This window comes from Geodermatophilus pulveris, from assembly GCF_900188375.1.
In the GTDB taxonomy this organism is placed as follows: Bacteria; Actinomycetota; Actinomycetes; order Mycobacteriales; family Geodermatophilaceae; genus Geodermatophilus; species Geodermatophilus pulveris.
This window is the reverse complement of the sequence record NZ_FZOO01000001.1, coordinates 399876-422996: the sequence shown is the minus strand read 5'-3', so window position 1 is coordinate 422996 and position 23121 is coordinate 399876. Positions and strand designations below refer to the sequence as shown.

Sequence of the window (23121 nt, the reverse complement as noted above, 5' to 3'; positions counted from 1 at the left end):
GTACACAGCGCGAGGGCCCGGCCCGTCCGGACCGGGCCCTCGGGACGTGCTGGAACGGCCCCCTCGCGGGCCCCGGCCCGAGCGGAGCGGGGGTCGGGGGGCGAGGGGGACCTTCCTCAGTACGTGGGCAGGGTCTTGTCGATGCGGGTGGCCCAGGCGGTCACGCCGCCCTGGACGTGCACGGCGTCGGAGAAGCCGGCGTTCTTGAGCGCGGCCAGCGCCTCCGCCGAGCGCACCCCGGTCTTGCAGTGCAGCACGATCGGCCGGTCCTGCGGCAGCTGGGCCAGCGCCCGGCCGGAGAGGATCTCGTCCTTGGGCAGCAGCGTCGCGCCCGGGATGGAGACGATCTCGTACTCGTTGGGTTCCCGGACGTCGATGAGCTCGAAGTCCTTGCCGGCGTCCATCATGTCCTTGAGCTCGTCGACGGTGATCGTCGAGCCCGCGGCGGCCTGCTGGGCCTCGTCGGAGACGACGCCGCAGAAGGTCTCGTAGTCGATGAGGCCGGTGATCGGCTCGCCCTCGGGGTCCTTGCGCACCGTGATGGTGCGGAAGGTCATCTCCAGGGCGTCGTAGACCATCAGCCGGCCGAGCAGCGTCTCGCCGATGCCGGTGATCAGCTTGACCGCCTCGGTGGCCTGGATGGCGCCGACGGTGGCGCACAGGACGCCGAGGACGCCGCCCTCCGCGCAGGAGGGGACCATGCCGGGCGGCGGCGGCACCGGGTAGAGGTCGCGGTAGTTCGGCCCGTGCTCGTCCCAGAAGACCGAGACCTGGCCGTCGAAGCGGTAGATCGAGCCCCAGACGTAGGGCTTGCCGAGCAGCACGCAGGCGTCGTTGACCAGGTAGCGCGTGGCGAAGTTGTCGGTGCCGTCGACGATCAGGTCGTAGTCGGCGAAGATCTCCAGCACGTTCTCGCTGTCCAACCGCGTCTCGTGCAGCCGGACGTCGATCAGCGGGTTGATCTCCCGGATGGAGTCCCGCGCGCTCTGCGCCTTGGAGCGGCCGACGTCGGAGGCGCCGTGGATGATCTGCCGCTGCAGGTTGGACTCGTCGACGACGTCGAACTCGACGATGCCGAGCGTGCCGACGCCGGCCGCGGCCAGGTACATCAGCACCGGCGAGCCGAGCCCGCCCGCGCCGACGGCGAGCACCTTGGCGTTCTTCAGCCGCTTCTGACCCTCCATCCCGACGTCCGGGATGATCAGGTGCCGGCTGTAGCGGCGGACCTCCTCGATCGAGAGGTCCTCGGCGGGCTCCACCAGGGGTGGCAGGGACACGGGTGCGCTCCTCAGTACTCGGCTCGGCCCGCGGTGGGGCCGTCGTTCGTGTCCAGAACGGCGTGGCACCCCTGCGTGATTCCCCGCCGCCGCAGGCAGCTGCGGGGCCTCGGCTGCGGGGCCTCAGCCGCCGGCAGCCAGCCGCTTCACCGTCTGACCCACGTAGAGGACCGACAGCAGGAAGAACACCCCGCCGACGACGGCCCGCACCTGGTCGTCGGAGAGGCCGGAGTTCCGGGCGACCGGCTGGGCCACCGTGTCCGCCAGCTTCGCCCGCCAGCCCTGCAGACCGGCCTTGCCGAAGGAGATTGCGTCCATGGCGCAGTCCCTACCCCGGCGCGGTCAGCCGGACGCGTGCGCGGGACCTCGACGTCCGGCGACCCGTCGACCTGCCGCACCGGGAGCGGACGCCGGCGGGCCCGACGACGAGCGGTCGGGTGCGTCGACCCGCCCGGACGACCGTCAGGGGTGGGGCCAGGCGTTCTTGGTGCAGCCCTCGAGGCCGAGGGTCTGCTGCTGCATGACCGGGGCGGGCTGCCCGGGGCCCGGGCACGGCCGGTGGCCGTTGCCGAGGGCGTGGCCGACCTCGTGGTTGACCACGTACTGCCGGTAGGTCGGGATGTCTCCGGCGTAGTCCGGGACGGCGGTCGCCCAGCGGGCCAGGTTGACCACGGCGCGCTCGCCGTAGCGGCAGGAGGTGTAGCCGCCGGTGCCGACGCCGGGGCAGTACCGCTCCATGCTCCCGGGGCTGATCAGCGTCACCTTGAACGCGTAGTCCCCGGCCTGGGCCTCCGCCCGCCCGACCCGCTGGAAGGACATCCGCCCGCCGCTGCCCCACGAGCGGGGGGCGCCCAGCGTCTCCTCGACCGCGGCGGCGAACGCCGGCCCGTCCACCTCGATGCCGTCCTCGACCTCCACGACGAAGCGCTGGAGCGGCCCGGTGCCGTACACCGGCGAGGTCCCGTCGACGACGGTCACGGTGCCGGCGCCCTGCTGGACGAAGCCCGGGGCGCCCGCGGCGGTCTCCGGCGCCCCGGACGGCGCGGCGTCCACCTCGGCCCGGGCCGCGGGCGGGGCCGACGGCTCGGCCACCGGCTCGGCGACGGGCTCCGGGGGGCGGGGCGCGGCGGACGCGGCCGACGGCGCCGGCGAGGCGGTGAAAGGGCCGCCCGTGCCCGTGCCGCTGAGCACCAGGTCCACGAGCGTCACCACGGTGGCCACCGCCAGCAGCGGGATGGCGTAGGCCCGCCAGCCCCAGCGCGCCAGGAACCGGCGGGACCGCCGGCCCCGCGACCGCTTGCGCGCGGTGACGACGACGCGCGGGGCCCCGGTGGGCGGTCCGGCGGCACCCCGGCCGGGGACTGCGTGGCGGCCGGCGCGCGGGCGTGCGGCGGAGCCCGGCCGGGCGACCACGGGGCTGGTGTCGGGGTGCCGCGGGCGCGCCCGCGCGTCCGGCCCGCGGCCGGAGGGGGCGTCCGCGGGACTCACCTCGTCAGGCTCTCACGGCACACGGGCTGCGCAGCAGACCGTGACGGGACGGCGTGTGGCCCGGTCAGGGGGTCCGCGCGGGGTCCCCCGCGGCGCGCTCCCCGGCGGCGTCCTCGGCCAGTGCCAGCACCGCCCGCGCCACCGGCTCGGCGGCCTCCAGCATCGCCACGTGCCCCACCCCCGGGAGGACGAGCAGCCGTGCGCCGGGGACGGCGGCGGCCAGCCGCGGCGCCAGGGCGGGGTCGACCAGCCGGTCGCGGTCCCCCCACACGACGAGGGTCGGCGGGCGCAGCGACCGGGCCAGGCGCCAGGCGCTGCCCGGGCCCACCCGCAGGTAGGAGGTGATCAGCCCGCGCATGCTGCGGGTCAGCGCCCGCGTCGCCCAGGGCTGCCCGGCCCGCTCGCGCGCCTCCTCCAGGGCCTGCTCCAGGCGCTCCCGCGGGACCCGCCGCGGGTCCCCGAAGCAGGCCTGCACCATGCCGCGGACCTGCTGCTCGGGGGTGACGCCCGACAGCCGGCGCTCGGCCAGCGCCGGGACCCCCGGAAGCAGGAGCAGCAGCAGCGTGCGGCTGAGGGCGCGCGGCACGCGGCGCACCGGCATCGCCGGCGAGACCAGCGTCAGGGTGGCCACCAGGTCCGGCCGACGGGCGGCGACCGCCAGGGACACCAGGCCGCCGAGGGAGTTGCCGAGCAGGTGCACCGGGCGCCCGGCGGCCTCCCCGGGCTCGGCGGCCACCCGCTCCAGGACGTCGACGACCGCCCGCACGTGCCCGCGCACCGAGTAGGAGGAGCGCGCCGGCGGCCGCGAGCGCCCGAAGCCCGGCAGGTCCAGGGACCACCCGTCGACGCGGACGGCGAGCAGCGCGGCCAGGTCGGTCCAGTTCGTCGAGGCGCCCCCGAGCCCGTGCACGTAGAGCGCCCGCTCCCGCGGCGCACCGGCGGCGCCGCCGTCCACGGGACCGGCCCACGGCGTCCGGCGGACGAACACCGCTCCCCCGCGGACCGGGACCTGCTCCCCGGGCCACGGCGGCGGGAGGGTGCCGGCGTGCGGCAGCGGGGTGGCCGACAGCCGGGCCGGGCGGGTCGGCGGGTCGGCCGCGGGCGCGGAGCGGGCGGGACCCTGGGGCACCGGTCGACGGTAGGCCGGGCGGAGACGGCGCCGCGCAGCCGGGTGACCGGTCGGTAACATCCCCGCCGCCATGCAGCTACCCCGATCCGCGCCCGCGCCCGTCCGCCGCTCGTCCCGCCTGCCGCGGGACGCCCGCCGGGCCCAGCTGCTGCAGGCCGCTCAGGAGGTGTTCGTCGCCCAGGGGTTCCACGCCGCGGCGATGGACGAGATCGCCGACCGGGCCGGGGTCAGCAAGCCGGTGCTCTACCAGCACTTCCCCGGCAAGCGGGAGCTGTACCTGGCGCTGCTGGAGGAGCAGGTCACGCTGCTCACCGACCGGGTGCGCGAGGCGATGGAGGGCACCGACGACAACCGCACCCGCGTCAACGGGGCCGTCGGCGCCTACTTCGACTTCATCAACGCCGAGGGCGCGGCCTTCCGGCTGGTCTTCGAGTCCGACCTGCGCAACGACGACGCCGTCCGCGAGCTCGCCGACCGCGGGCACCGGGCGTGCGTGGAGGCGATCGGGGAGGTCATCGCCGCCGACACCGGACTGGACGGGGAGCGGGCGCTGCTGCTGGCCTCGGGGATGACCGGCCTGTCGGAGGCCAGCGCCCGCTGGTGGCTGCCCCGCAAGGGCACCGTGTCCCGCGACGAGGCGGTGTCGCTGCTGACCTCGCTGGCCTGGCGGGGCATCTCCCGCTTCCCGCGCCTGGAGCCCGGCGGCGAGGGCGCGCCGCGCTGCTGAAGGACCCCCCGGCCCTCCACCGCTCGCAGACTCGCGGCGGGACCCTGCAGCGGGGCCGCGTTCGCTGACGGCGCACCTGCACCGCAGGTCGGCGGCTCAGCGGCTGCACTAGCGTGGGGAACAGCCGCAACTCGAGGAGGCATCCCCCGTGGAAGTCAAGATCGGTGTCCAACACTCCCCCCGGGAGCTGGTCATCGACAGCCCCAAGACCCCCGACGAGATCGCTGCCGAGGTGGCCAAGGCCATGTCCGGCGCGACCAAGGACGGCCTGCTGACGCTGGTCGACGACCGCGGCCGCCGGGTGCTCGTCCCGGTCGACCGGATCGCCTACGTGGAGATCGCGCAGGCCGACCAGCGGCGCGTGGGCTTCATCGCCGGCGCCTGACGACGGACCCCTCTGCACCCCACCGCTCGCGAGCTCGCGGCGGGTCCCTGCAGAGGGGCCACCCGACGGGGCGTCCCCGCTGCGGCGGAGGCGCCCCGTCGTCGTGTGTCTCGGGCTCGGACCACTCGCCGGGGCGAGTCGCCCTGCGAGGGGCGTGCCCGGTGGCGGGCCCGGAGGGTCCCCGCCGGGGGCGACGGACGCGCTCGGCGCAGCAGGGGGACGGCACCGGGCCGCGGTGTCGTCCGGTAGGACGACGATGTGCACCGCTTCACGGGTTCAACCCGAGGGTCTTCATCCGCTCGGTGTGCGCGCTGGTGATCCGCTCGACGAGCCGCCCGATGCCGGCCAGGTCGCCGGTGCCCTCGACGATCAGCGCGGCCAGCTCGTCGCGCTCGGCGACCACCGCCTGGGCCTGCCGCATCGCCTCGCCCACCAGCCGCCGTCCCCAGAGCGCCAGCCGGCCGGACAGCGTGCGGTCCGTCGCGAGGGCGACGCGCACCTCCCGGACGGCGAAGTCCGCGTGGCCGGTGTCGGCCAGCACGTCGAGGACCAGCGCCCGGTCCGGGTCGGGCAGGAAGCCGGCGACCTCCCGGTAGAAGTCCGAGGCCAGGCCGTCGCCGACGTAGGCCTTGACCAGCCCCTCCAGCCAGGTGCGCGGCCGGGTGCTCTCGTGGAAGGCGTCGAGCGCGGGCACGAACGGCGTCATCGCCGCGGTGGGGTCGGCGCCGAGCTCGGCGAGGCGCGCGGTCAGCCGGCCGTGGTGGTCGATCTCCGCGGCCGCCATGCGCGCCAGCGCGGCCCGGCCGGCGAGCGTGGGGGCCAGCCGGGCGTCCTCGGCCAGCCGGTCGAAGGCGGTCAGCTCGGCGTAGGACAGCACGCCCAGCAGGTCGACGACGGCTCGCGGGGCGACCGCGTCCACTGGCAGCTCCCGGGGTCGGACGGACGCTCGGCGACTGCCCCGGAGGAGTGGCGGCGGGGGCCCGGACAGCGCGGCGCAGGGAGGCTAACCGGTGGGCGGGTTATGGTGGGAATCGGCGGGCCCTCCGGCCTGCTGGTACATCTGTGCGCTGACGACCGCCGGAGACGACGCCCCTGAGGGTGCTCTCCCAGGCCGACACCGAGGTGCGGCCCGGTCCCTGCTGGCTCCGTCGGCGCTGGAACTGATCCCGCGACACCCGACCGGGACCGGTGCGACAGCGGCGCGATCGCGCCCCGGAGCCGGTCCCCGAGCAGACCAGAGGCGAGAGCACTGACCTCCACCGAGAACCTCCCGACCACCCCCGAGCTGGAGCACGCCGAGACCGGCGCCCCGGCCCCCGAGCAGCTGGAGCAGTCCGTCGAGGAGCTCGGCGGCGCCCCCGTCGCGCCCGACGCCCCGCTGTTCAGCGACTTCGACGTGCACCCCGATGTCGTCGCGGCGCTGGCCGAGGCCGGCATCACCCGCACCTTCGCCATCCAGGAGCTCACCCTGCCCCTGGCGCTGGCCGGCAACGACCTCATCGGCCAGGCGCGCACCGGCACCGGCAAGACGCTGGGCTTCGGCGTCCCGCTGCTGCAGCGCGTCGCCCCGCCGGCCGAGGGCGGCGACGGCGTCCCGCAGGCGCTGGTCGTCGTCCCCACCCGTGAGCTGTGCGTGCAGGTGGCCCGCGACCTGTCCACCGCGGCCGCCCGGCGCGGCATCCGCGTGCAGGCCATCTACGGCGGCCGGGCCTTCGAGCCGCAGGTCACCGCGCTGCAGGCCGGCGTCGAGGTCGTCGTCGGCACCCCGGGCCGGCTGCTGGACCTCGCCCAACAGGGCCACCTGGTGCTGGGCAAGGTCCGCGTGCTGGTCCTCGACGAGGCCGACGAGATGCTCGACCTGGGCTTCCTGCCCGACATCGAGCGGATCCTGGCGATGGTCCCGGACGAGCGGCAGACGATGCTGTTCTCCGCGACGATGCCCGGCCCCATCGTGACCCTGTCCCGGTCGTTCATGACCCAGCCCACGCACATCCGGGCGCACGGCAACGACGAGGGCTCGACGGTCCCGCAGACCACCCAGTTCGTCTACCGGGCGCACAACCTGGACAAGCCCGAGCTGCTCTCCCGCGTCCTGCAGTCCCGCGACCGCGGCCTGGTCATGGTGTTCTGCCGGACCAAGCGCACCGCGCAGAAGGTGGCCGACGAGCTGGTCGACCGCGGCTTCGCCGCGGCCGCCGTGCACGGCGACCTGGGCCAGGGCGCCCGCGAGCAGGCCCTGCGGGCCTTCCGCAGCGGCAAGGTCGACGTCCTGGTGGCCACCGACGTCGCGGCCCGCGGCATCGACGTGACCGGCGTCAGCCACGTCGTGAACTACCAGTGCCCCGAGGACGAGAAGACCTACCTGCACCGGATCGGCCGCACCGGCCGCGCCGGCAGCGAGGGCGTGGCCGTCACGCTGGTGGACTGGGACGACATCCCCCGCTGGCAGCTGATCAACAAGGCGCTGGAGCTGGACTTCACCGACCCGCCGGAGACCTACTCCACCTCGCCGTGGGTCTACTCCGACCTGGACGTGCCCGAGGGCGCGACCGGTCGGCTGCCGCGCGCGCAGCGGACCCGCGAGGGTCTGGACGCCGAGACCGTCGAGGACCTCGGCGAGACCGGCAAGCGCCCCCGCTCCGGCGGCGGCGGCGGCCGGGGGCCGGCCCGCGAGGAGCACGACAAGCCCGCCGGCGCGCCCAAGAGCCGTCCGCGCCGCCGCACCCGCGGTGGCGGTGGCGGTGGCGGTGGCGCCGAGGTGGCCACCGCGGACGTCCCCGCGGAGGCGGCGTCCGGGGACGGCGAGACCGGCGGTGGGTCGCCGGCCCGCAAGCGCCGCCGTCGCCGTCGCGGCGGCTCCGGCCGGGGCCCGGCCGAGTCCGCCTGACAGAGGACCCCCGTGCCCCCCACCGCTCGCAAGCTCGCAGCGGGACCCTGCACGGGGGCCGAGCGGAGCCGTTCCAGCAAGTCGCCGCCGCCGCGGGTGCTCGCGTGGACGGCGGCCGTGCTCGCGCTGGTCGTCGTCGGCACCCTGCTCTGGCGGGGTTCGGACGCCGCGGCCACCACCAGCACCACTGCCGCACCGGCCGACGTCCCCGGCGGGACGCCGGCCGGTGCCGTCTCCGCCTCCTGGGAGGCCGCGACCACGGCCACCGGCGGCGCGGCCCGGTCGGCCGTGGACGGCGGCCGCGTCGTCGTCGGCGACCGGCACGGCGTGCGGGCGCTCGACGTCGGCACCGGCGTGCAGGCCTGGCGATACACCCGGGCCAACGCCCGGCTGTGCGACTGGACGCTCGCCGGCGGCCGGGTCGTCGCCGCCTTCGCCACCGAGGACCGCTGCGACGAGGCGGTCGCACTGTCGGTCGACACCGGCGTGCGGGCCTGGACCCGCAACCTGGACCTGCGCCCCGACGTGGTCCTGTCCGCCACCGACGGGGTGGTGCTGGCGGCCAGCCCCACCGGCGTCCTGACCGTCGACCCGCTGGGCAACACCACCCGCTGGCGGGCCGCGCCCGACGAGGGCTGCACCGTCGAGGACGCCGGCGTGGGCGGCGCCGGTGTCGCCGTCCTGCAGCGCTGCACCGACGGCGCGCGGCTGCGGCTGCTCGACGGCTACGACGGCACCGAGGTGTGGACCCGCGACGTGGCGGCGGGCGCGACGCTGGCCGGCGTCGAGGAGGCGGTCGTGGTCGCCGGCGACGACGGCGTGCAGCTGCTCGCCGCCGCCGACGGCGCCCCCCTCGGCGCACCCGTGGCCGACGCGGCGCAGGCGCTGGTGGGCGGGGTCGGTGCGACCGCGCTGGTCTGGGCCGCCGGCGAGCTCCTGGCCGTCGACGCGGACACCGGCGCGGTCGCCTGGCGCACGCCCGCGACCGGCCTGCCCACCGGTGCGGTGGACCGCGCCCTGCTGCCCGCGGGCACGCCCGTCCCGGTGCCCGAGGGCGACGCCGTCGTCCTGCGCGACCTGGCGACCGGTGAGGAGCTGCAGCGCGTGGACGCCCCCGACCTGGGCGGCGGCGGGCTGGTCACGGTGACCGGCCCGGTCGTCGTCCAGCAGTTCCCGGACCGGGTGCTCGCCCACGCCTGACGTGTCCTGCGGCAGCGTCGGCGCCCGCGGGGTTCACTGGGCGGCATGGGAACGCCCGGCGGCGCTGAGGGCCGCGCTCCTGTACCCGACGACCTCGGCCAGCTGGCCGACCACGACGCCCGGCACCGCACCCTCGCCGGCGGTGCCGGGCCGCTGGCCGCACTGGACACCGGGGGCGACGGGCGACGCGGGACGGTCCTGCTCGTCGCCGGCTTCACCGGCAGCAAGGAGGACTTCGCCCCCCTGCTGCGCCCGCTGGGCACCGCCGGGTACCGCGTCGTCGCCCTGGACCAGCGCGGGCAGTTCCAGTCCCCCGGCCCCGACGACCCGGCGGCCTACTCCGTCTCCGAGCTCGGCGCGGACCTCGTCGGCGTCGCCGCTCAGCTGCGCGCCGAGGGGGTGGGCACGCTGCACCTGCTCGGGCACTCCTTCGGCGGGCTGGTCGCCCGGGCCGCCGTCCTGGCCGACCCGGGGGCGTTCCGCACGCTGACCCTGCTCGGCTCCGGCCCGGCCCGGCTCGGCGGCTCCCGCGCCCAGCTGCTCGAGCACCTCACCCCGCTGCTGGACGCCGGTGGCGTCGCGCTGGTGAACGAGGCCCTCGAGCAGCTGGCCATGACCGACCCCACGGCCCGGCCAGTGCCCGAGCCCACCCGGCGGTTCCTGTCCCACCGGTTCCTCGCCAACAGCGCCGCGGGGCTGCGCGGCATGGCCGACGCGATGACCGCCGAGCCGGACCGCGTCGCCGAGCTCGCGGGCACCGGCGTCCCGGTGCTGGTGACCCACGGCGCCCACGACGACGCCTGGACGCCGGCCGAGCAGGAGGACATGGCCCGCCGCCTGGGGGCCCGGTACGCGGTCATCGAGGGCGCGGTGCACTCCCCCGCCGTCGAGAACCCGCGGCGGACGGTCGAGGTGCTGCTGGACTTCTGGGCCTCCGTGCCGGCTGCGGCCGACACCGCCGAGGCGCTGCGGTGAACCGGCTGCCCTCGCTGCGCGACTTCACCGCCGAGGAGGACCTGCTCGGGTTCTTCGGCCCCGACAGCGTCAGCTGGCGCATCCACGCCGACCCGGCGTTCTCCGTCGGCGGCATCCGGGCGCTGCTGCTGCAGGCGCTGCACCCGGTCGCCATGGACGGCGTCGCCCGCTTCTCCACGGCCTTCACCTCCGACCCGTGGGCGCGGCTGACCCGCACCGCGGAGTACGTGGCCACGCTGACCTTCGGCACCCGCCGGGAGGCGCTGCGCTCGGTGCGCCGGGTGCGCGGCCTGCACCGCGGCAAGTCCGCCGTGGAGGGGACCACCGGGCGCGGCTACGCTGTCGACGACGCCGACCTGCTGCTGTGGGTGCACTGCTGCGAGGTCGACTCGCTGCTGTCGGTCGCGCGCCGCGCCGGGGTCCCGCTCACCGACGCCGACGCCGACCGGTACGTCGCCGAGCAGGTCGTCGCCGCGGTGCTCGTCGGCTGCGAGGCCGCCGAGGTGCCGGCCACCGCCGCCGAGCTGGACGCCTACCTGCAGCGGATGCGCCCCCGGCTGGCGGTCACCCCGGCCACCCGGGACGCCTCCCGCTTCGTGCTGCTGCCGCCGATGCCCGGCTGGGTGCAGCTGCTCACCCCGGCCCGGCCGGCCTGGAGCACGCTGGCCACGCTGGGCGCGGCGACGCTCCCGCAGTGGGCACGGCAGCTGTACGGGCTGCCGGGCTTCGGCGTGACCGACACCGCGGCGACCGTGGCGGTGCGGGCCTTCCGCCAGGCGGTCCTGGCGCTGCCGGTCCGGGTGCGGGAGTCCCCGATCGCGCGCGCGGCGCGGGAGCGGGTCGCGGCCGCCGAGGAGCTCACCGCCTAGGCGAGGTCCAGCTCGCGGCGCGCGGCGGCCAGCAGCGCGGCCGCGACCCGGTCCAGCCCCGGGGAGCGCAGCCGCCACTGCTGCCAGTACAGGACGACGTCCACCGCGCCGTCCGGGTCCAGGTCGACCAGCTCGCCGGCCGGCTCCTGCAGCGCCGGGACCATCCCCCAGCCCAGGCCCAGCCGCACCGCGGTCACCAGCTCGGCCGACGCGGGCACGTGGTGGGCGGGTGGCGCGGTGGTCACCCCGCGGTCGCGCAGGTGGCGGTGCTGCAGGTCGTCCCGCCGGTCGAAGACCACCACCGGGGCGCGGGCCAGCGCGGCCGGCGTGACGCCGCCGGGGAACCAGCGGGTGGCGAACGCCGCGGTTGCCATCGGCCGGTAGCGCATCCCGCCCAGCCTGGTGACGGTGCACCCGGGCACCGGGTCGGCGTCCGTGGTCACCGCGGCCAGCACCCGGCCGTCGCGGAGCAGGGCCGCGGTGTGCTCCTGGTCCTCCCGGTGCAGCTCGAAGGCCAGCTCGCCGGCCAGGGGCGCGAGCGCGGGCAGCACCCAGGTGGCCAGCGAGTCGGCGTTGACCGCGATCGGCAGGGTCACCGGCGCGCCGGCGCCGTCGCCGGTCAGCTCCCGGGTGGCGTCGGCGGTCAGCAGCGCCACCTGGCGGGCCAGCCGCAGCAGCACCTGGCCGGACGCGGTCGCCTGCACCGGCCGGCTGCGCACCAGCAGCACGCGGCCGGTCGCCGCCTCCAGGGCGCGCAGCCGCTGGCTGACCGCGCTCGGCGTCACGTGCAGCGCCCGCGCCGCGCCGTCCAGCGAGCCCGCGGCGACGGTCGCCTCCAGGGCGCGCAGCTGCGCCAGGTCGAGGTCCACGCCCCCATCAGAGCAGCTACAGGTGGGTCAGCAACGCGCGCGGAGCGGGCGGACGGCGCCGCCTACCGTCGCCCGGGTGTCCGCCGCGCTGCTCGCCGCCGTCTCCGGGCTGGGGCTGGGCCTGTCGCTGATCGTGGCGATCGGCGCGCAGAACGCCTTCGTGCTGCGCCAGGGGCTGCGCGCGGAGCACGTCGCCGCCGTCGTCGCCGTCTGCCTGCTCTCCGACGTCGCCCTCATCGCCGCGGGCACCGCCGGAGCCGGGGCGCTGGTGCAGCGGGTGCCCGCGCTGCTCGACGTCGTCTGCCTGGCCGGCGCCGCCTTCCTGCTGGGCTACGGGGTGCTGGCCGCCCGGCGCGCGCTGCACCCGGCGACCCTGGTCACCGAGGCGGCGGGGCAGCGGGCCGGGCTGACGGTGACCGTGACCACCGCGCTGGCGCTGACCTGGCTCAACCCGCACGTCTACCTGGACACCGTGGTGCTGCTCGGCTCGCTGGCCGGCACGTGGGGCGAGCAGCGGTGGTGGTTCGCCGCGGGCGCCGGGGCGGGCAGCGCGGTCTGGTTCGCCGGGCTCGGCTGGGGGGCACGGCTGCTGCGCCCGGTGTTCGCCCGGCCGGCCGCCTGGCGGGTGCTGGACGCGGCCATCGCCGTCGTCATGGTCACCCTCGCCGCCGGGCTCGTCGCCCGCGTGCTGTGAGGCCGGGGTCAGGTCGGCGCCGGCGGGTCCTCGGGCAGGAAGCTCCACGTGTCCCGGGAGGCGGTGGCCGCGCGGCCGGGGGCGCAGCTGGGCCGGAAGTCGCACCAGCCGCACTGCCGGCCGGGCGCGGCGGGGAAGGCCTCGTCCCGGTCCGCCCCGCCGTCGAGGGCCGCGGTGGCCGCGGCGATGTCGGCGGCGACGTCCTCCGCGCGCCGGACGTGGTTGGCCAGCGACCGGTCGGTGTGCTCGAAGGCGGCCACCGTGCCGCTGGGCAGGTGGTGCAGCTCGACCCGGCTGCACGGCCGGCGCAGCGTGCGGCGCACCCCGAGCACGTAGGCGGCCAGCGCGGGTGACCCGCGGGCCTCGTCGTCGGTGCACACCGACCGGCCGGTCTTGTAGTCGACGACGACCAACTCGTCGCCCCGCTGGTCGATGCGGTCGACCCGTCCGGACAGCGCCAGCCGCTCGGTGGTGGCGGCCACCTGGCGCTCGGTGCCGACCGGCTCGTCGGCGGGGTCCAGGCCGGTCACGTAGTCGGTGAGCCAACCGGCCGCGCGGGCGCGCCACCGCTCGGACTGCTCGGTGTCGCGGAACCCGGCCGTCGACCACACGCCGTACAGCAGCTGCCGCGCCGCGGCGGGCGTGCGCCCGGGCAGCGGCAGCTCCCACCACGAGCGCAGCGCGGCGTGCACCGCCGACCCGACGCTGTTGTGCGCCCACGCCGGCCCCTTGGCCGGGGTGGGCCGGTCCAGGTAGGCGTGCCGGTAGCGGCGCGGGCAGTCGCCGAAGGCGGCGAGCTTGCTCGGCGTGGCCGGGAACAGCCGCCGCGGCATGCCCGGCATCTCCAGCTGCGCGCCACCCACGTCAGCCATGGTGACCGGGGGTGCCGACGGTCCCGCTGAGCGGCGCGGCGCCGGTGCCGGCGGCCAGCAGCGCCTCGTACTGGTCCGGCGCGGTGGTGCAGGCGCCGATCGGCGTCGTCTTGTTGGTGCCGTGGTAGTCGCTGGAGCCGGTGACCAGCAGCCCGAGCTCGCCGGCCAGGTCGCGCAGGTGGGCGCGCTCGTCCGGGTCGTGGTCGGGGTGGTCGACCTCCAGGCCGAGCAGGCCGGCGTCGGCCATCCGCCGGACGGCCTCGTCGCCGACCACCCGGCCGCGGCGGGTGGCCAGGCCGTGCGCGAACACCGGCACCCCGCCGGCCTCGCGGACCAGCTCGATGCCGCGGAGCACGTCGGTGTCGGCCTTGGCGACGTAGAAGGGGCTGCGGTGGTGCAGCAGCGTGGCGAAGGCGTGCTCGATGGAGTCGACGACGCCGGCCTCGACCAGCGCGCGGGCGACGTGCGGCCGGCCCACCACGCCGCCGTCGGCGCGCTCGACGATCTCGCTCCACACGACCGGGTGGCCGGCCTCGGCGAGCGCCCGGACGATCCGCTCGCCGCGGCTGAGCCGCTCGTCGCGCAGCCGCGCGCGCTCCGCGGCCAGGCCGGCGTGCCCGGGGTCGAACAGGTAGGCCAGCAGGTGCACGCTGATCGGCGGCGCGCCGGTCGGGAACCACCGGCAGGACAGCTCCATCCCCGGGACGACGGTCAGCCCGTCGGGGCGGGCCCGCTCCGCCTGGGCCCATCCGGCGGTGGTGTCGTGGTCGGTGAGGGCGACGACGTCGAGGCCCGCGGCCCGCGCGGCGGCCAGCAGCTCCGCGGGGCTGTCGGTGCCGTCGGACACCGAGGTGTGCGTGTGCAGGTCGATCCGCATCACCGCCCACCGTCCCGCACGCGGCGACCGGCCACCCGCCGGGGACGGGCCGGCGGGCGCGACGGCCGGATCGGCGCGGTGTCCGCGGGGGCCGGGCCGCCGTCGCCGGTCGGCCGGCGCTGCCCACGGGCGGCCGGCTGCTCGGGCTCCGGGTTGCCCTCGTCGTCCCCGGAGTCGGCGCCGCCGCCGCCGAAGAGCAGGTCGCTGACGTCCCGGTAGAGGACGCCGGCCCGCGGCAGGTAGGTGATCTCCGACAGCGCCTGCTGCTGACCGGCGGACTCGAAGCGGAACGTGCCGTAGCCGAGCAGCTGGCCGACCAGGGTCTCCTTGTAGGTGAGGTCGGTGATCCGGCGCAGCGGCAGCAGGGCGACGGTCCGGACGACGATCCCCGTGGTCAGCAGGACGCGGCGCTTGGTCACGATGAAGTGCCGCATCCACCACTCGCCGATCCGCAGCGCCAGGAACACCAGCACCCCGACCAGCAGGACCAGGCCGATGCTGGCGGTGACCCGGTCGTCGGGGTCCCGCACGAGCAGCCAGCCGCCGGCGGCCAGCACCGGCACCGCCTTGGCCACCGGCCCGACGAGCACCGCCCAGTGCCGGCGGGTGGCCACCACGGGCGGCTGCTCCTCCGGCAGCAGGTACTTCTCGGCGTCCCTGCTCCACACCGGCCGGGAGCCCCCGGCGGGCCCGGGGGCCGGCTCGCTCACGCCGGCCTAGGCGAGGGACTCGAAGAAGGACGCGAGCGAGGTCGCGGCGTCACCGAGGGCCTGCCCGGCGGTGCGGACGATGTCCGCGGAGGCCTCCGGGGCCGAGATGACGTAGAAGACCACGAAGGCGAGCGCCAGCCAGGTGAGGACCTTCTTCACCGGTACCTCCTCGGTGGTCGGCGGGCGGGCGTGCGGACGGGACCGCCCGCACGGCGAGCCCCATGGGTAACACACGCCCCAGTGCGGCAGGCGACGGACACGCCCACTCCCGGCGGTCCGGTGGCGTCGGTCACGGCCCGGGCAGCAGGTGCTCGCCGGGCGGGCCGAGCGGCAGGTCGGGGTAGAGCCGCTCGCGCAGGTCGAGCAGTTCGAGGTCCTCGGCGAGCAGCCACGCCGCCGACATCGGCCACACGACCAGCCACAGCCACACGCCGTAGGCCTCGCCCACGAAGGCCGCCCGGTCGTCGGAGGTGGGCACCGCCCACAGCGGCGCGCGCTGGCCGGCGGCCTCGACGTGGGTGGAGGACGGGCCGGAGATGACGTCGCCGGGATCGGGGCCGGGCAGCCCGGCGTACCCGCAGCCGACGCCGGTGCCCGGCTCCTCCGCCACCAGCACCAGCTCCGCCGAGCCGCCCAGCGGGGCCGGGCCGGCACAGTCCACGACGATCGCCCGCGCACCGGGCTCCCCGCCCCAGGCCAGGCCGGTGACCGACCAGCCCGGCGGCATCGGGTCGGGCACCCACGCCGGCACGCGGGCGTCCGCGGTGACCGCGGCGATGGCGTCGTGCGCGATCAGCAGGGTGTGGTGCAGCGGGGTCACCGCGCCGTGCACGTGGCACCAGGCCTGGGCGGAGTTCCCGGGTTGCACCACCACGCGCTCGCCGCAGCGGGGGCAGACCGTGCTGGCACTCATCGGGCATCACCGTCCTGTGACCTGGCGTGTTCGTCAAGCGCGGGCCCGGGGCCCGGGTGCGTACCGTGCGACCGTGCCGACCGACGCCGGGGACCCCGTCCCGGCGGTCGCCTGCGTCGGGGCGGTGGTGCTCGACGGCGCGGGCCGGCTGCTGCTCGTCCGGCGCGGCAACGAGCCCGGCCGCGGGCTGTGGTCGGTGCCCGGCGGGCGGGTGGAGCCCGGGGAGTCGCCGGCCGCGGCCGTCGAGCGCGAGGTGCGCGAGGAGACCGGCCTGGCGGTGCGGGCCGGCGCCGAGGTCGGCCGGGTGCGCGTCCCCGGCCCGGGTGTCGTCTACGACGTCGTGGACCTGAGCTGTGCCCTGTTGGACCCCTCGGCCACGCCGGTCGCCGGGGACGACGCGGACGCCGTCACCTTCGCCACGGCGGCCGACCTCGACCGGCTGACCTGCACGCCGCGGCTGCTGGAGACGCTGCGCGGCTGGGGCGCGCTGCCCTCCTGACCGCGCTCGTCCTGACCCCCGCTCGCCACCGGTCAGCCGCGCGGCGCCGGCTCCGGGCGGCCGGGCTGCTCGCCGCCCCGGGCCTCGCCGTACGAACGCTTGGGCACCATCACCTTGCGCCGGAACACGCAGACCACGGTGCCGTCCTGCTTGTAGCCGATCGTCTCCACGGAGACGACGCCGCGGTCGTCCCTCGACCGCGACTCGGTCGTGTCCAGCACCCTCGTCTCGCCGTAGATGGTGTCGCCGTGGAAGGTCGGTGCCACGTGCCGCAGCGACTCGACCTCCAGGTTGGCGATCGCCTTGCCCGACACGTCGGGGACGCTCATCCCGAGCAGCAGCGAGTACACGTAGTTGCCGACGACCACGTTCCTGCCGAAGTCGGTGGTCGCCGCGGCGTAGTGGCTGTCCAGGTGCAGCGGGTGGTGGTTCATCGTGAGCAGGCAGAACAGGTGGTCGTCGTACTCGGTGACGGTCTTGCCCGGCCAGTGCTTGTACACGGCCCCGACCTCGAACTCCTCGTAGTACCGACCGAACTGCACGCGCTGCCTCCGGGTGTCGACGCTGACGACGGGCACCGGCGACCGCGGCCGGGCGGCCGCGAGCGGTGGGCGGGGCGGCCCGCCCCGGGTCGCTGACCCGTCCGGACGGGCGCCGATCCTACGATGCGGCGGTGGTACCGGCCCCCCCTGTCCCGGACGCCGGGGACACCGGCGTCCGGACGCTGTCCCCCGCCGGCCGGCGGGTCCGCCTCGCCGCCACCGGCGTCGTGCTCGCCCTGCTGCTCGGCGGGACCCTCTGGGGCAACGACCCCGAGTTCCCCTTCGGCCCGTTCCGGATGTACTCGACGCGCGCCGACCCCGACCGGCCGGTCGTCTCCACCCGGGTCGTCGGCGTCACCGCCGACGGCGACGAGGTCCGGCTGTCCGGCGGCGAGGTCGGGTTGCGCCGCGCGGAGTTCGAGGGCCAGCTGCCCCGCCTCGTCGAGCAGCCGGAGCTGCTCGGCCTGCTGGCCGACGCCTACGCGGCCGGCCGGCCCGGCGCCGAGCCGCTGGTGGCGGTGCGGGTGGTGCAGGAGCGCCACGCGCTGGACGGCGGGCGGCGCACCGGCGAGGTCACCGAGCGCGTCGTCGTGGACCAACCCGTGGCGACCGGCCGGGAGGGCACCCCGTGAGCGCGACCACCTCCCCGGGCACCGACCCGGCCACCGCCGCGGCGACGTCCCCGGGCCGCCGCCGGGGCCTGTCGGGCTGGTGGTTCCGCCCGGTCCCGCTGGCGCGGGTCGCCGTCGTCCGCACCATCGCCTACCTGTTCGTGCCGGTCGACGTCTTCCTGACCACCGCGTGGATCCGGGCGCACGCCGACGTCCCGCCCGAGTGGTACGCGCCGCTGACCATCGGCCGGCTCCTGCCACTGCCCACGCCCACCAGCGGGGTGGTGACCGCCGTGCAGTGGGCCCTGGTGGCGGCGGCGCTGGTCGCCGCCACGGGCCGGTCGCCCCGGCTGCTGGGCAGCGCGGTCTTCCTGCTCTACCTGGAGTGGATGGTCATCGGGATGAGCTACGGGAAGGTCGACCACGACCGGATCGGCTACCTCGTGCTGCTCGCCGTCCTGCCCACCGTCGGCCGCGTGCGGTGGCGCGACCGGCGCTCGTCGGAAGCCGCCGGGTGGGCCATGGCGGCGGTGTTCGTGACCGTGATGCTCACCTACTTCCTGGCCGCCTGGGCCAAGATCCGCTTCGGCGGCTGGGACTGGGCCACCGGCTCGACGCTGGCGCGGGCGATCGTGCGCCGCGGCACGGTGCTCTCGGACTGGACCCTCGAGGTGCCCGGCCTGCTGGTGGGCGCCCAGTGGGCGATGCTCGCGCTGGAGTTCACCGCCCCGCTGATGCTGCTGGTCTGGTCGACCCGCGCGCGGGTGGCCCTGGTGACCCTCCTGCTGGGGTTCCACCTGGCCGTGTACGCCAGCGTGACGATCATCTTCCTCCCGCACTGCGTGGCGGTCCTGTCCATCCTCCCGTGGGAGCGGCTGCCCGAGGCCGTCCGCCGGCTGCGGGCGCCCACCGCGGCCCGGCACCCGGCCGGGCCCGCCCCGGCCGGGGCCGCGCCACCGGGCTGAGGCCCCGCACTCAGATCATGGCGCCGATCCGCGCGGCCACGTCCGCCTCGTGCTGCTGGTAGGACGCCGCCACGCTGCTGAGCAGGCCGCCCATCCCGGTCAGCGCGTCGCTGACCCCCTGGGCGCTGAGCCGCCACTGCTCGTAGAGCTCGGTGAACCGGGCCGCGGCCTGGCTGTCGGTCCAGCCCTCGAGCACCGAGGCGTCCACGCTGCTGGACAGGGCGCTGTGCCGGGCCGTGGTGTCGGCGGCCTCGGCGCGGCACTGGCCGGCCAGCGACTGCAGGGTGGTGATCTCGACTCGCACGTGTCCTCCTCCTGGCCCGGGTCCCTCCCGGTCGGGGCGGGACGGTAGGGGTCCCGCCCGCCGCGGCCCTCCCCGCCGTCCACAGCCCCCGGCGCCGTCCACAGGTGCGCGCACCGCCTCCCGGTGGGCGGCCCGGGGCGGCGAGGGTCGGCGCGTGCCCGCCCGCTCCCCCGCCACCCGCTGCTGGACCCTCGTCGCGTCCACCGGCGCCCTCGACGTGGCGGTCTCCGCCTGCGACGACGACCGGCTCGGCGCGGTCCTGCCCCCGCTGGCCGCGGCCCTGGGCCTGCCACGCGCGCAGCTGTGGGCGGGCAGCACCCGGCTGGCCGACGACCTGCCGCTGACCGACCCGGCGCTGGCGCACGGCGCACTGCTGGGCCTCGGCCGGCCCGGTCCGCGCCCGCACACCGCCACCGGCACCAGCGCCCTGGAGCTGCACGTCACCGGGGGTCCGGACGCGGGCACCGTGCACCCCCTGGACCGGGGCCGGCACGTCGTCGGCCGCGGCGGTGCGGCCACCGTCGCGCTCGCCGACCCCGACGTCTCCCGGCGGCACGTGCTGGTCGAGGTCGGCAGCGGCGGCCTCACCGTCCGCGACCTGGGCTCCCGGAACGGCAGCCTGCTGGACGGTGCGCCCCTCGACGACCGGCCGCGCGGCTGGCCGCCGGGCGCACCGCTGCAGGTGGGGGTGAGCACGCTGCGCACGGCCGGTCCCGGCAGCGCCCGTGCCGCCGTGCGGCCCGCGGGCGGCGGCCGGTCCACCCTGCGGCCGCAGCCCCGCCTGCTGCCGCCGCGCGAGGTGGTCGAGGTGGCCTTCCCCCCGGCGGAGCCCGTGCCCGCGCCGCCGCGACGGCTGGCGTGGGTGGCCGTGGCCCTGCCGGCGGTGGGCGGGGTCGCCCTGGCCTGGGTGCTCGACGCCCCGCACTTCCTCTTCTTCGCCCTGCTGAGCCCGGTGGTCGCGGTCGGCACGTGGCTGTCCGACCGGTGGTCGGGGCGGCGCGGCACCCGCCGTGCCCGGGCCGCCCACGCGGCCGAGCTGGCCGGGGCGCGCGCGTCCCTGGCGGCGGCCCTGCGCGCCGACGAGCGCGCCGCGGAGGCGGCGCACCCGGACCTGGCCGCCCTGGTCGCGGCCGCACGCCGTCGGTCCACCGGGCTCTGGCAGCGGCGGCGGGGGGACGCGGACGCGCTGGCCGTCCGGGTCGGGTCCGGCCCCGGGGAGTCCTGCGTGCTGCGCGTGGAGGCCGGCGGCTCGCGGTGCCCGGAGCCGTCGGAGCGGCTGCCCGTCGTGGTCGACCTGGCGGTGGGCGCCGGTCTCGGCGTCGCGGGTCCGCGGCCGGCCGCGGTGGGGGTGCTCACCGGGGTCCTCGGCCAGCTGGCCGCGCTGCACGCCCCCGGCGAGCTGGACCTGGCCGTGCTCACCACGCCGGAGCGCATGGCCGGGTGGGCCTGGCTGCGCTGGCTGCCGCACCTCGCCGCGGGCGCCGTGCACTCCGGCGCGGCCGACGGCGCCGACGAGGAGGCGCTGCGCTGGCTCGCCGCCCTGCTGTCCCGCCGGGCGCCGGGCGAGGACGGCGTCCCCGCCCGGCTGGTCGTGCTGGTCGACCGGCCGGTGGGCGCCCGCCTGGTCACCGCGCTGCGCGCCGCGGTGCCGGCCGGGGTCGTCGCCCTGACCTGTGGCTCCTCGACGGCGGACCTGCCGGGTCCGGCCGGTGCCGTGCTGGAGCTCGGTGGGGAGACCGGCGAGCGGGCCACCCTCCTCGTGCCCGGCTCGGCCGGTCGCCCGGTGACGGCGGTGGACCGGCTGCCCCACCCGGTGGCCGCCCGGCTGGCGCGGGACCTGGCCGGGCTGGCACCGGCCGCCTCCGGCGCGGCGCTGCCCCGGCAGGTGCGGCTGCTCGACCTGGTCGCCGGCGGCCAGGCGGCACCCGGCCGGTGGTCCCGAAGGCGGGACCACCTCGTCGCGACCCTGGGCCGCACGGCGGCGGGCGACCTCACGGTCGACCTGTGCCGGCACGGGCCGCACGCCCTCGTGGCCGGCACGACGGGGTCCGGGAAGTCCGAGCTGCTGCAGACGCTCATCGCCGGCCTGGCGCTGGCCCACCCGCCGGACCGCTGCGCGTTCCTGCTGGTCGACTACAAGGGCGGTGCCGCCTTCGCCGAGGCGGCCGCCCTGCCGCACACGGTCGGCCTGCTCACCGACCTCGACGGCGCCGGCACCGCCCGTGCCCTCCGGTCGCTGACCGCCGAGCTGACCCGCCGCGAGACGCTGCTGGCCGAGCGCGGCGTCCCGGACGTGGCGGCCCTGCCCGACGCCGTGGACCTGGCCCGGCTGGTCATCGTGGTCGACGAGTTCGCCGGGCTGGCCGAGGAGCTGCCGGCCTTCCTGTCCGGGCTGGTCGGCATCGCCCAGCGGGGCCGCTCGCTCGGGGTGCACCTGGTGCTGGCCACCCAGCGGCCCGCCGGGGTCGTGTCCCCGGAGATCCGGGCCAACTGCACGCTGCGGATCTGCCTGCGCACCACCGACGAGGCGGAGTCCCGGGACGTGCTGGGCACCGCGCAGGCCGCCGTCCTGCCGGTCGACACCCCCGGACGCGGCTACCTGCGCGCCGGGGGCGGTCCGGCGGTGCTCTTCCAGGCCGCCCGGGTCGGCGGCGGGCCCCCGGCGACCGGGGACGCCCGGGTGCGGGTGTGGGCCTGGCGCTGGCCGGCTCCGCCCACGACGGCGGTGCGGGAGGCCCCGGCCGGGGGCAGCGACCTGGCCCGGCTGACCGCGGCCCTGGCGCGCCGGGCGGCCGAGGCGGGGGTGGTGCGACCGCACCGGCCGTGGCGCCCGGCCCTCCCCGACCGGCTGTCCGCGGCGGACCTCGGGGCGCACGACCCCGCCGGGAGCACCCGGCCGGCGGACCGCCTGCTGCTGGGACTGCTGGACCGCCCGGAGGCCCAGACGCAGGAGCCGCTGGAGCTGGACCTGGCCCGGGCCGGGGGCTGGCTGGCGGTCGGGGGGCCGCGCAGCGGCCGGACCACGTTCCTCCGGACCGTCCTCGGCGAGGCGGTCACGGCCCTGACCCCCGACCGGCTGCACGTGCACGTGCTCGACCACGGCGGGGGCGGCCTGGCCGCGGCGGTGGCCGGCCTGCCGCACACCGGCACCGCGGTGGGCGGGGACGACGCCCTGCGGACCGTGCGGCTGCTGGACCGGCTGGGGCAGGAGGTGGCCGCACGCCGGGCCGGCCCGCCCGCGGGCCCGCGGCCGCACCTGCTGCTGCTCGTGGACGGGGCGGAGTCGGTCATGGCCCAGCTGGACGAGTGCGACCCCGGCCGCGGGTCCGCGGGCCTGCTGCGGCTGGTGCGGGACGGCGCGGCGGCCGGGCTCACCTGCCTGCTCACCGCCGACCGGGCCGTCCCCGGTGGCCGGCTGGCCACCGCCGTCGGCGCCCGGCTGGTCCTGCCGCTGCCCGACCGGGCCGACTACGCCGCCGCAGGGATCCCGGCCCGGGACGTGCCCGGTCACCGGCCGCGCGGGCGGGCGCTGGTCGGCGAGGCTGCCCACGAGTGCCAGCTCGCGCTGCCCCGCCCGCTCCCGTTCCCCGTGCCGCCCGGGTCACCGGGAGGGCCCCGGCCGCTGTCGGTCCCCGTGCTCCCGGCCGCCCCGGTGCTGCGGCTGCCCGGCGCGGCCGCCACCGGGCACCCGCTGCGGCTGCCGGTCGGCCCGGGCGGGGACGAGGGCGGCGTGCTGACCGTCGACCTGGCGCGCACCGGCGGCCTGCTCGTCGCCGGCCCGCCCGGCAGCGGCCGGACCACGGCGCTGGACGCCTTCGCCCGGCACCTCGCGGCGGCCGGCCTGGCCGTCCTCGAGCTGGGCCGCGGCACCGCCCCGGCAGCGGCCGGTACAGGTCGGTCGTGGGTGCACGCCGGGGACGTCCCGGGCTGGCAGGAGTGGCTGGCCGGCCGGCTCGGGGCACCCGGCGTCGTGGTCGTCGACGACGCCGCCCTGCTGGGCGACACCGCGGTGCTGGCCGCGCCGGCCGTATGCGAGGCCCCCTCCGACGTCCTCTGGCTGGTCGCCGGGACGGCCGCGGAGCTGTCGGCGGCCTACCGGGGCCCGGTCCCGGTGCTGCGGCGGCGGCGCAGCGGCCTGCTGCTGTCCCCGGCGCCCGGGGACGCCGACCTGCTGGGCGTCCGGCTGCCGCGCACGCCGGTCCCCTGCCGCCCCGGGTCGGGCTGGCTGGTCGGGTCGGGCACCGCCCAGCGGGTGCAGGTGGCCCGACGCGAGCCGGCCCCGGTCGGGAGCCTGGCCGTCGGCGGGCCGGCCGGGTGAGCGGCCGTCC

General features: G+C 77.7%; 24 protein-coding genes. 11 read left to right on the top strand and 13 right to left on the bottom strand.

Translation table 11 applies throughout. The features are described from left to right. Positions 1–116: 116 nt before the first annotated feature. The 4 genes from moeZ to CHB98_RS02090 all read right to left on the bottom strand — a co-directional run bounded on the left by moeZ (position 117) and on the right by CHB98_RS02090 (position 3894). Complete coding sequence (moeZ, locus tag CHB98_RS02105; protein WP_089303933.1) at positions 117–1277, bottom strand: adenylyltransferase/sulfurtransferase MoeZ; 1161 nt, start codon at positions 1275–1277, stop codon at positions 117–119. A gap of 123 nt (positions 1278–1400) precedes the next feature. Next, complete coding sequence (locus CHB98_RS02100) at positions 1401–1595, bottom strand: hypothetical protein (RefSeq protein WP_089303932.1); 195 nt, start codon at positions 1593–1595, stop codon at positions 1401–1403. 144 nt (positions 1596–1739) lie between these two features. After that, the gene (locus CHB98_RS02095) at positions 1740–2765 is read right to left on the bottom strand and encodes a DUF3152 domain-containing protein (protein WP_245820858.1); all 1026 of its coding nucleotides are present in this window, start codon (positions 2763–2765) and stop codon (positions 1740–1742) included. Between the two features lie 64 nt (positions 2766–2829). Next, the gene (locus CHB98_RS02090) at positions 2830–3894 is read right to left on the bottom strand and encodes an alpha/beta fold hydrolase (protein WP_245820857.1); all 1065 of its coding nucleotides are present in this window, start codon (positions 3892–3894) and stop codon (positions 2830–2832) included. Between the two features lie 70 nt (positions 3895–3964). Between CHB98_RS02090 and CHB98_RS02085 the strand changes: the two genes are divergently transcribed. Together CHB98_RS02085 and CHB98_RS02080 are read left to right on the top strand one after the other, a co-directional pair. Then, the gene (locus tag CHB98_RS02085; RefSeq protein ID WP_089303931.1) at positions 3965–4621 is read left to right on the top strand and encodes a TetR/AcrR family transcriptional regulator; all 657 of its coding nucleotides are present in this window, start codon (positions 3965–3967) and stop codon (positions 4619–4621) included. A gap of 148 nt (positions 4622–4769) precedes the next feature. Continuing rightward, positions 4770–5006 (top strand): DUF3107 domain-containing protein, encoded by a 237-nt coding sequence (locus CHB98_RS02080; RefSeq protein WP_012950239.1) that lies wholly within the window; start codon positions 4770–4772, stop codon positions 5004–5006. A gap of 268 nt (positions 5007–5274) precedes the next feature. On the opposite strand, the gene CHB98_RS02075 is transcribed toward CHB98_RS02080, so the two are convergent. After that, a complete protein-coding gene (locus CHB98_RS02075) occupies positions 5275–5925 on the bottom strand; it encodes a ferritin-like fold-containing protein (RefSeq protein ID WP_089303930.1) in 651 nt (216 codons plus the stop codon). Between the two features lie 477 nt (positions 5926–6402). Here CHB98_RS02075 and CHB98_RS02070 point away from each other — a divergent pair, with 477 nt between their 5' ends. The 4 genes from CHB98_RS02070 to CHB98_RS02055 are packed head-to-tail and all read left to right on the top strand — an operon-like array spanning position 6403 to position 10937. Next, positions 6403–7893, top strand: a complete 1491-nt coding sequence (locus CHB98_RS02070) for a DEAD/DEAH box helicase (RefSeq protein ID WP_245820856.1) — start codon at positions 6403–6405, stop codon at positions 7891–7893. Between the two features lie 12 nt (positions 7894–7905). Beyond that, positions 7906–9093, top strand: a complete 1188-nt coding sequence (locus CHB98_RS02065) for an outer membrane protein assembly factor BamB family protein (protein WP_089303928.1) — start codon at positions 7906–7908, stop codon at positions 9091–9093. A 45-nt stretch (positions 9094–9138) separates the two neighbouring features. Beyond that, on the top strand, positions 9139–10068 hold the full coding sequence (locus CHB98_RS02060; RefSeq protein ID WP_089303927.1) for an alpha/beta fold hydrolase: 930 nt from the start codon (positions 9139–9141) through the stop codon (positions 10066–10068). Then, the gene (locus CHB98_RS02055; protein WP_089303926.1) at positions 10065–10937 is read left to right on the top strand and encodes an oxygenase MpaB family protein; all 873 of its coding nucleotides are present in this window, start codon (positions 10065–10067) and stop codon (positions 10935–10937) included. The genes CHB98_RS02060 and CHB98_RS02055 overlap by 4 nt, the downstream gene beginning before the upstream one ends. On the opposite strand, the gene CHB98_RS02050 is transcribed toward CHB98_RS02055, so the two are convergent. After that, positions 10934–11806, bottom strand: coding sequence for a LysR family transcriptional regulator ArgP (locus tag CHB98_RS02050; protein ID WP_089303925.1), 873 nt, complete (start codon positions 11804–11806; stop codon positions 10934–10936). The two genes, CHB98_RS02055 and CHB98_RS02050, sit on opposite strands and share 4 nt — an antisense overlap. A 76-nt stretch (positions 11807–11882) precedes the next feature. Between CHB98_RS02050 and CHB98_RS02045 the strand changes: the two genes are divergently transcribed. Next, a complete protein-coding gene (locus CHB98_RS02045) occupies positions 11883–12500 on the top strand; it encodes a LysE/ArgO family amino acid transporter (protein WP_089303924.1) in 618 nt (205 codons plus the stop codon). 8 nt (positions 12501–12508) lie between these two features. Here CHB98_RS02045 and CHB98_RS02040 read toward each other — a convergent pair whose 3' ends face one another. The 5 genes from CHB98_RS02040 to CHB98_RS02025 form a co-directional block, all read right to left on the bottom strand. Further along, positions 12509–13372, bottom strand: coding sequence for a RecB family exonuclease (locus CHB98_RS02040; protein WP_089303923.1), 864 nt, complete (start codon positions 13370–13372; stop codon positions 12509–12511). Then, complete coding sequence (locus tag CHB98_RS02035; protein ID WP_089304204.1) at positions 13365–14249, bottom strand: PHP domain-containing protein; 885 nt, start codon at positions 14247–14249, stop codon at positions 13365–13367. The genes CHB98_RS02040 and CHB98_RS02035 overlap by 8 nt, the downstream gene beginning before the upstream one ends. Further along, the gene (locus tag CHB98_RS02030; protein WP_089303922.1) at positions 14249–14959 is read right to left on the bottom strand and encodes a PH domain-containing protein; all 711 of its coding nucleotides are present in this window, start codon (positions 14957–14959) and stop codon (positions 14249–14251) included. The genes CHB98_RS02035 and CHB98_RS02030 overlap by 1 nt, the downstream gene beginning before the upstream one ends. A gap of 6 nt (positions 14960–14965) precedes the next feature. Continuing rightward, a complete protein-coding gene (locus CHB98_RS21310; protein WP_166526140.1) occupies positions 14966–15118 on the bottom strand; it encodes a hypothetical protein in 153 nt (50 codons plus the stop codon). Positions 15119–15248: 130 nt separating this feature from the next. Continuing rightward, positions 15249–15872, bottom strand: a complete 624-nt coding sequence (locus CHB98_RS02025; RefSeq protein WP_089303921.1) for a DUF6758 family protein — start codon at positions 15870–15872, stop codon at positions 15249–15251. A gap of 73 nt (positions 15873–15945) precedes the next feature. On the opposite strand from CHB98_RS02025, the gene CHB98_RS02020 reads away from it, so the two are divergent. Next, positions 15946–16371, top strand: coding sequence for an NUDIX hydrolase (locus tag CHB98_RS02020; protein WP_089303920.1), 426 nt, complete (start codon positions 15946–15948; stop codon positions 16369–16371). Between the two features lie 32 nt (positions 16372–16403). Here the strand turns inward: CHB98_RS02020 and CHB98_RS02015 are convergent, their stop codons facing one another. Next, positions 16404–16913, bottom strand: coding sequence for a MaoC family dehydratase (locus CHB98_RS02015; protein ID WP_089304203.1), 510 nt, complete (start codon positions 16911–16913; stop codon positions 16404–16406). A gap of 131 nt (positions 16914–17044) precedes the next feature. Between CHB98_RS02015 and CHB98_RS02010 the strand changes: the two genes are divergently transcribed. Together CHB98_RS02010 and CHB98_RS02005 are read left to right on the top strand one after the other, a co-directional pair. Then, positions 17045–17545 (top strand): hypothetical protein, encoded by a 501-nt coding sequence (locus CHB98_RS02010; protein ID WP_245820855.1) that lies wholly within the window; start codon positions 17045–17047, stop codon positions 17543–17545. Continuing rightward, on the top strand, positions 17542–18489 hold the full coding sequence (locus CHB98_RS02005; protein ID WP_245820854.1) for an MFS transporter permease: 948 nt from the start codon (positions 17542–17544) through the stop codon (positions 18487–18489). The genes CHB98_RS02010 and CHB98_RS02005 overlap by 4 nt, the downstream gene beginning before the upstream one ends. Positions 18490–18499: 10 nt before the next feature. Here the strand turns inward: CHB98_RS02005 and CHB98_RS02000 are convergent, their stop codons facing one another. Next, positions 18500–18793 (bottom strand): WXG100 family type VII secretion target, encoded by a 294-nt coding sequence (locus CHB98_RS02000; RefSeq protein WP_089303919.1) that lies wholly within the window; start codon positions 18791–18793, stop codon positions 18500–18502. 154 nt (positions 18794–18947) lie between these two features. Between CHB98_RS02000 and CHB98_RS01995 the strand changes: the two genes are divergently transcribed. Further along, entirely contained in the window at positions 18948–23111 is a 4164-nt protein-coding gene (locus CHB98_RS01995) for an FtsK/SpoIIIE domain-containing protein (RefSeq protein WP_089303918.1), read from the top strand. The last annotated feature ends 10 nt before the right edge of the window (positions 23112–23121 follow it).